This window comes from Vreelandella halophila (assembly GCF_009856365.1).
Lineage (GTDB): Bacteria > Pseudomonadota > Gammaproteobacteria > Pseudomonadales > Oleiphilaceae > Halospina > Halospina utahensis_B.
Window position 1 is genome coordinate 712033 of sequence record NZ_WMEX01000001.1, and the last position, 6953, is coordinate 718985.

6 protein-coding genes and 1 tRNA gene are annotated in these 6953 nt (G+C 55.8%); 1 reads left to right on the forward strand and 6 read right to left on the reverse strand.

The annotated features are described in order from the left end of the window. Positions 1-5: 5 nt before the first annotated feature. Positions 6-1541 carry an SLC13 family permease gene (locus GLW01_RS03225; RefSeq protein ID WP_237416456.1) on the reverse strand — a complete coding sequence of 512 codons (1536 nt, stop codon included), beginning with the start codon at positions 1539-1541 and terminating at the stop codon, positions 6-8. Between the two features lie 86 nt (positions 1542-1627). Between GLW01_RS03225 and GLW01_RS03230 the strand changes: the two genes are divergently transcribed. Next, positions 1628-1704 (forward strand) — tRNA-Val (locus tag GLW01_RS03230). Between the two features lie 103 nt (positions 1705-1807). Here the strand turns inward: GLW01_RS03230 and GLW01_RS03235 are convergent. From GLW01_RS03235 to GLW01_RS03255, 5 genes are all read right to left on the reverse strand, one after another. Next, positions 1808-2941 carry a phage integrase Arm DNA-binding domain-containing protein gene (locus tag GLW01_RS03235; RefSeq protein WP_160898092.1) on the reverse strand — a complete coding sequence of 378 codons (1134 nt, stop codon included), beginning with the start codon at positions 2939-2941 and terminating at the stop codon, positions 1808-1810. Continuing rightward, positions 2919-3128: a DNA-binding protein gene (locus tag GLW01_RS03240; protein ID WP_202405521.1), complete on the reverse strand. Its 210-nt coding sequence runs from the start codon at positions 3126-3128 to the stop codon at positions 2919-2921. The genes GLW01_RS03235 and GLW01_RS03240 overlap by 23 nt, the downstream gene beginning before the upstream one ends. A 284-nt stretch (positions 3129-3412) precedes the next feature. Then, on the reverse strand, positions 3413-4810 hold the full coding sequence (locus tag GLW01_RS03245; RefSeq protein WP_160898093.1) for a hypothetical protein: 1398 nt from the start codon (positions 4808-4810) through the stop codon (positions 3413-3415). 554 nt (positions 4811-5364) lie between these two features. Beyond that, complete coding sequence (locus tag GLW01_RS03250) at positions 5365-6417, reverse strand: IS3 family transposase (RefSeq protein ID WP_237416457.1); 1053 nt, start codon at positions 6415-6417, stop codon at positions 5365-5367. 5 nt (positions 6418-6422) lie between these two features. Continuing rightward, positions 6423-6776 carry a transposase gene (locus tag GLW01_RS03255; RefSeq protein ID WP_237416458.1) on the reverse strand — a complete coding sequence of 118 codons (354 nt, stop codon included), beginning with the start codon at positions 6774-6776 and terminating at the stop codon, positions 6423-6425. Positions 6777-6953 lie beyond the last annotated feature (177 nt).

A 6953-nucleotide genomic window follows, 5' to 3' on the forward strand; every position in this document is an offset into this window, starting at 1 on the left:
GCCACTCAGTAGCCGGTGACCCACGCCAGCACCGGCGCTGCCACCAGCCATACCCAGAGCGCGATCAGCAGAAGTGTGATGCCACTCAGCCAGGCGCCCGCATGGGCCATCTGGCCGACGCTGATGCGCTCGCTGCTGAAGATGATGGCGTTGGGAGGCGTGGCGACCGGCAGCATGAACGCGCATGAGGCAGCCATAGCCACAGGCACTGTCAGGTGGATCAGCGACAGGTCCTGAGCAAGCGCAAATGAAGCGGTCAGAGGCAGCATGGTCGCGGCCGTGGCGGTGTTGCTGGTGACATGGCTCAACGTCATGATCAACGCCGCCACCGCGAGCATCAGTAGCAGAAGCGGCCAGTCCGCCATCCCGGAAAGCAGTTCCGCGGCCGCGGCTGCCAGGCCACTGGACTCAATGGCCGACCCCAGTGCCAGCCCGCCTCCGACCAGAATCAAGACACCCCAAGGCAGATTGCGTGCCTGCTCCCAGCTCAGCAGAAAGCTCGGGCGGCGCCAGTCGGACGGTATAAGGAACAGCAGCAGGGCGCCGGTGATGGCGATGCCCGCATCCGTGAGCTGTAGCGATTGGAAGAGACTGTCGAGAAGCGGGCGCGTGAGCCAGGCCAGCGCCACCAGAAGAAACACGACCGCAACCATGACCTGCGGGAGCGTCATTGGGCCGAGGCTGTGGCGTTCCCGGTCCAGCAGGGATTCAAGCCCGTCAATGGGAGTGTGGCCCGGCTGGTAGAGCTTCCGGGTAAGAAGCCACCAGGCGGTCGCCAGCAGCGTGAGCGCCAGAGGCAAGGCAACCGCCATCCAGGAGAGGAAGGTGATATCCAGATCATGGCTGTCCCTCAGATAACCCGCCAGAAGGGCATTGGGCGGCGTACCGATGAGCGTTGCCATGCCCCCGATATTCGCCCCCATTGCGATGCCGAGCAGCAGCGCTACGTTCAGACTCTGATGGTTGTGGTCCTGATCGCTTTCTTCCACCAGAGTCAGCACAGAGAGCCCGATGGGCAGCATGAGTGCGGCGGTGGCGGTATTGCTGACCCACATGCTGAGAAGGGCCGTTGCCGTCATGAAGCCGCCAACAACGCGATCCGGGCGGGTTCCTGAGAGACTGAGTACGAGCAGTGCCAGACGCCGGTGGAGATTCCAGCGCTGGATGCCCTCCGCCAGCAGGAAGCCACCCAGGAAGAGGAACACCAGAGGGTTGGCATAGGAAGCCGCCGCCTGATCAATGGGGGCCACATTCATCAGGGGAATCAGGGCAACAGGCAGCAGGGCGGTAACGGCAATGGGCAACGCCTCGGTCACCCACCAGATGGCCATGAGAAGGGTCAGTGCGAGCACGCGCCAGCTGGCCATATCCATGGAATCCGGCGGCCCCGCGGTGAGCAGAGCCGCGAACACCAGCGGACCGAGCACAAACCCCAGCTGCAATCGCCAGTGACTGAGCCGCGCCAGAAGCGTGGGTTCCGTGGAGGTGAGGGCCGTTTCAGAGCGTGAGAACCAGTGTTTCATGGCGCCATTGAAGCGCATCACACCGCCGGATGCCAGCGCAATCAGCCGTCATGGTTGACCAGCCCGGGCCGGATCGCTATATTACGCACCCTGTCGCGCACAGCAGGACCGTAGCTCAGTTGGTTAGAGCGCTGCCTTGACATGGCAGAGGTCGGCGGTTCGAATCCGCCCGGTCCTACCATTTCCAAATCAATCTCTTATCTCCTCTCTCGCGCCCTATCCAAATTCCTTTTGGTAAAACTTTGGTAAATCCTTGGTAAAACGTGGGCACTATACAGTGTCGTTTACCGGGTATCGAATACTGTCTTGAGATCCAGATCGGCGCGCACATCCACCCACTTTTTCTGGTGCCCGGACTGGTAGTGGGCTGTCATTTTCTCGTCTCCGTGAGCCATGAGCGCTTGGACGTAGTCACGCTCAAAGCCGGCCTGCTCGTAGAGCCACGAGCCTAAAGCGCGGATCTCGTGGAAACTGGGGCGCTCATTGCTGGCCATGGCGGCGAGTTCGGGCACCTGATCACGAACCTTGCGGAACTTTGCTGAAAAGTCGTTGAGCGTAAGCTGGGTCCAGTGCTGTTTGCCTGAAGCACGCTTTCGTTTCGCTGGAGCCCGGTGGACGATGAAGGGGCTGACCACTTCATCCCGCGAACGCCGGATAATATCCTCAAGGGCAGGCGTTACCGGAATCCTCAGGTGTCCCCATTCGTTTTTCTTGGTCTTTTCCCGGACGACATAAAGCTGGTCGTCCTGAAGGTCGTCGTAGCGCATATGGCACACTTCATATCGCCCCTGCAGAGTGACGATGGCCAGCTCCATTGCGATCTGCATCCAGTGAGGCGCCTGCTGATGGATGGCGCGGAACTGTTGGAGTGTCATCCGCCGCCGGTGTTTGCCGTAGTCCATCTTGGAGTAGGTCAGTTCGGCAGGGTTGTCCCGCGTGTCCGGGAACCAGCCCTTACGTTTGGCAAAACGGAACAGTTCCACCATCTGGCCGCGGTGTTTGACATAGCTATCGCGTTTAAATTGATCCAGGTAGGACGCAATCTGGCCAACATCGAATTGAGAGACAATACGATCTCCAAGATCCTGTTTAAAACGCGCGAGTCGGTATTCGGTATTGCGGCGGGTCTGCTCCGCCAGCGTTTTCGTACCTAGAATCTCATCCTGGTAGAGAGCGATCATCTCAGAGAGGGTGATGTCGTTGGTACCCAGAACCTGAGCGAGCCTGTCCTTATCCTCCACAAGCTGGGCGTTCGCCTGTCGTGCGATGGCGTTGGCCTTACGCTTGTCCGAGCCCAGGCCAAATCGCTTGCCATCAGTTGGCCGACGGTACGTGTAGTACGTGCGGCCTGCTGACCGAGTGGAATACAGGTTCGGTTCCAGACCTTGATTGCGCCTAAGCCGTTTTCTTGGAGCCATAGAGAATATCGTCCAGTTCTTCAATGCCTGTTTCAGATTCCTCGCGTTCGATATCGACGAACCATGAACCGCCACGTTTGACGGCAGGGATCCGGCCGGTAGCTGCCCAGTCCTGGACAGTTCGCATGGGTGGGCGGGGTGGTAGGAATCGATGTTCTCGCCAAGCCTGTAATGCCATCAGTTTCATGTTTACTCTCCTGGGTCGTTGTCGGTATTCCATCTGCACTTCACTTTGGTTGGTAAGCGAGCCGAGGGTCACGGTGGCGCCCCTAATCCCTCTAACGGTTCACGCCAAAGTGCTGCAGGTTCACTATCTCAAAAGAAAGGGCGCGAAAATCGCAGAACCGACCTGAAAAGATTGGGGAGTTCTGTCAGTGCTCAGCGTCAGGTCTGCTAATCGTCTCTATATCGTCTTGTTGAGGTTCATGTGAAACGCAATCCCGCCTGTCGACGGGATTGCGGAATTTCGACTTAAATTTGCGTATCAGTGAAAAAGTCGGTCCAACTAACCCACTGGCCCTTACGGCGGTAGACGCTGTAAACGTTTGTTGGGATTCGAAGACGGGTTTTTTCTTCGGGATTCGCTTTGCACCACGCAAACCAATCTCTCTGGCTCCGGATTTTATTCTTCTGAACCACCTTTTTTACGTCTGAAAGATGTGCGTACTCATTTCGCTTCATTTCGTGATTTTTGGTCATTTCCCGATTCCTTCTTTTAATTGAATTGGACTTTATTGCATCGGTCACAGCCCGCCCTTTATCCGGCCTCTGTTTAAGTGCTTTCAGGGTCGGGCTGTTGTGATTCTGGAGTTCCGCAATGGAATTAATTCCCATCTCTTCTGTGATGTGGCGATAAACCTCCTCTTCTGATCCATTCAAAACAAGCGCTATGTCGTCTGAAACCTGGCGCTCAGTCATCTTTTCGGTAGACGGAATTGGAATATACATATTGGTAGATTCCAATATTTTACTTTGTAAATCCTCTGCGAATTCCTCAGCTTTAAATCCTTGGTAAGAGGAGTAATAGAGATCACTGTCGACAGTTATATAGTTGATGTATTCAGATTCGTATTCCTTGTATTTCGCCTTGGTTCGCTCAACATATCCATCTCTTCGACTACCTCGATTTCCGCTTTTGCACTGCTCTATCTCAATCACGAGATCGACATCTGGTAGATAAAAATCTGCGTAACGAGGCCGTCCTTGTCTTCTCTTAAGAGGGACTTTGTGCTGACCCACGTAACAAACACCGGATAACTCGAGAATGTTTCCGGCAACCAGCTCAGCGAGAGAGCGATACCGGCGGTCACCCAGCCCGATATAGAAATGTCGTCCAAACGCCGGAGCCAGCCGAATAAGCGCCTCGTCCAGCCCCCTGGCCTTGATATGGTGGCGCAGATCTTTCTGGCAGTTATGCAGGTCGGTGAAATTTCCGTACGGTTTTGCCAAGTTCAACAGAAATTGATCGGGGAGATGCCAGAGCCTTAGCTGACCTGCGGAAAGTTTGAGGTAATAGTTTACCCATATACTGTATCCGGATTTGACAATTTCGCGGTAAAGGGTAGGGGCTCTTTTGAGTAATTCGCTCAGATTTTTGAGCTGGTAGTAGCTGGCCCTTTCAATAAGGCTGTCCAGGTAATCGCTTTCAATATCGTCGTATCGAACTTCTCTTTCGACTCTGATTTTAAGTTCCCGGAAAAACGGATATATATCAGGGTGAAAACGGTTTCTGACCAGAGCCGAAAATCCCTGCTCGTTTAACAATTTTTCGCTTAAGCGCCCACGCCGGTCCAGTATATGCTCAGGTCGCTCATTGTAATGGTTGATGCAGTTGGTGAGCTTGTGAAGTTGATTGGTTGTTTCGTTCATCTTGACTTCTCCGTTTGAAATTCAGTTATTGAAGCTTTGACTCTAAGCCTCAAAATCAATTTAAAACTGGGTTAAGCATCTGCAAGAGCCGAATGGAAGTTTTCTTCACTCGTGTTCCCCAGTTACCCTTATTATGGGTCTACGGATGGAATTGTTTAGCGCTGATTTGCCGATGGTGAACAGTGGGGCGAATAATAGGCGTGATGACGGGAGTTGATGTCGTCGAATAAATGCACTGTGAACCTGTGGGGAGTGAGACACACATTCATGGCAAATAGAAGCGTTTCGGGATCGTTTTTTACGATCCGGAACCGGTGACAGCTAGTCTCGGTGGAGAACTCTTCGAGCTTCTTGTCTAGGGCAGGGAGGAGACAGCTTTCAGGCTTTGGCGATCGAGGTTGGTTACGGTGCTCATGTGGTTCTCCATGGTTTGTCCAAAAGGACTCGCTGTGGGCGAGTACATTCAGATTCCCATGGCCACCGGCACCTGCAAGCTGCCCGTTATCAGGTGGTCTAAGCGGTAGTTTTCAACCCAGTTGTCCAAAAAGTTTGTTCTAAGCCGCGCATTGGTTGCGCTCGATTTCCTGACGCTTGCCCGGATTGAGTGGAACAGCGCCGACGGCTTTCCAGTTCCGGGTGTCCCCGGACCAACGCTTCGGGTTGTTGCGTTTGGCCCGCTCGTAAACCGCCTTGCGGTAAGCCAGCTGGTGCTGATCCTCGCCGCGGTGGCGGGCGCCCGGCGTCACGAAGTTGATGCCGCTGTGCAGGTGCTGTTCGTTGTAGGCATGCTCGAAGCGCAGCATCCACTGGCGAACCGTTTCCAGCGACTTGAAGCCCTTGGGCGGCCACTTCGGGCAGTATTTGACGGTGCGGAACAGCGACTCCGAGTACGGGTTGTCGTTGCTCACCCGGGGCCGGCTGTAGGACATGGCCATGCCCAGCTCCGCCAGTCGGGATTTCAGCGTGTAGGAGGTCATGGGCGCGCCGTTGTCCGAGTGCAGCACGGGCGGATTATCCCAGCAGCCTTCACGGATCAGCGCCCGCTCAACCAGCGCTCTGGCATGGTCCCCGGATTCGCTCTCATGCACCTCCCAGGCGACGATCTTGCGGCTGTAGACATCCAGGATCAGGTAAAGGTACCAGAACAGTCCCTTCACGTTGGACGGGCAGTAGCTGATGTCCCAGCTGTAGACCTGGTTGGGCCCAGTCGCGGTAAAGCTGGTCGGTTCCGGCACCTGACGTGGCGGCTGACTCCGGCCCCGGTGGCTGAGCTGGCGATGCTTTTTCAGAACCCGATAGAACGAGGACTCGGAGGCGATGTAGATGCCCTTATCGGCCAGCGCCGGCACGATCTGTGACGGCGGCAGACTGCGGAACTCGCTCAGGTTGCAAGTATCAACCATGGCCTGTTCTTCCTCGGGCGTGAGTTGATGAGGCTGTGGCGCGGGCTGTGTGTCCGGGCGGCGATCCGCCGCCACGCCGTCACCCTTGCGCCAGCGCTTAATCGTGCGCTCGCTGAGCGCCATCAGCTGCGCCACCTTATAGCGTGGCGCACCACTGGCAACCGCTTCATCAAAGTATTCAATCAGCCTTGCACGTTCGGTCAACGGAGTCAGCTGTCCTCGTCGTCCCGGTCGCTGGCGTACAAGGCTTCGAGCTTTTTTGACAGCACCAGCAGCGAGGTGGTCTCGGCAAGGGCCTTGTCCTTGCGCCGCAGCTCCGACTCCAGCTTATGGATCTTTTTCTTGCTCTGCTTTTGCTGGCGCTGAGTCTCTTTGTGCTGACTCTGCTGTTGGCCAGCACCGTGCAGGCAGGCTTCTTTCCAGCTCTGGATCTGCTCGGGGTAAAGGCCCTTCTCACGACAGTAAGCGCTGAGTTCCGTCTCTGACATGGCGGCGGTTTCGATGACCACAGCCAGCTTGGCGTCGGCGGACCAGTCGTCCCCGGTCTTGCGATTTCCAGGCACAGGCATTCCCCGTTCACGGCATTGTTTCAGCCAACTATACAGGGTCACATTGACCTGCTCCCCTCTAGCTTAACCGCTTCTGACTTAGTAGTGTCCCTCTCAGAAGAGGATGAACGACATGAAGAAGCGATTTTCCGAAGAGCAGATTATCGGTGTGTTGAAAGAGGCGGAAGCCGG